This is a genomic window from Zoogloea sp. LCSB751 (assembly GCF_002028455.1).
In the GTDB taxonomy this organism is placed as follows: domain Bacteria; phylum Pseudomonadota; class Gammaproteobacteria; order Burkholderiales; family Rhodocyclaceae; genus Zoogloea.
In genome coordinates, this window is sequence record NZ_MWUM01000210.1 from 1 (window position 1) to 270 (window position 270).

The following is a 270-nucleotide window of genomic DNA, read 5'->3' on the forward strand; positions in this document are numbered from 1 at the left end:
AGCCGCATTAAAGCAGGGGCGGCAATCACGGCGGGAGGGACGTGCATTTGATCTGTGAGCGTGTGTGCAATACCTAATGCCGATGATGTGTGCAGCGTGGTGAACATAAGTTGCCCCGTTTCCCCCTTGCGGGTCAGTTCCATTGCACCGATTTTATCCCGTACTTCGCCGTGCATTTCGACATCCACATCATGCCGCAGTGTCTGCTTTGAATAATAACTAAACCCCCTCATTTCCTCGCCACCTTCTTTTACGGGGGTGTTGGGTTTA

1 protein-coding gene is annotated in these 270 nt (G+C 52.2%); it reads right to left on the reverse strand.

The features are described from left to right. Positions 1-270: ATPase, T2SS/T4P/T4SS family (locus B4920_RS26365; RefSeq protein ID WP_161493393.1), on the reverse strand; the 270-nt coding region annotated here is incomplete at both ends.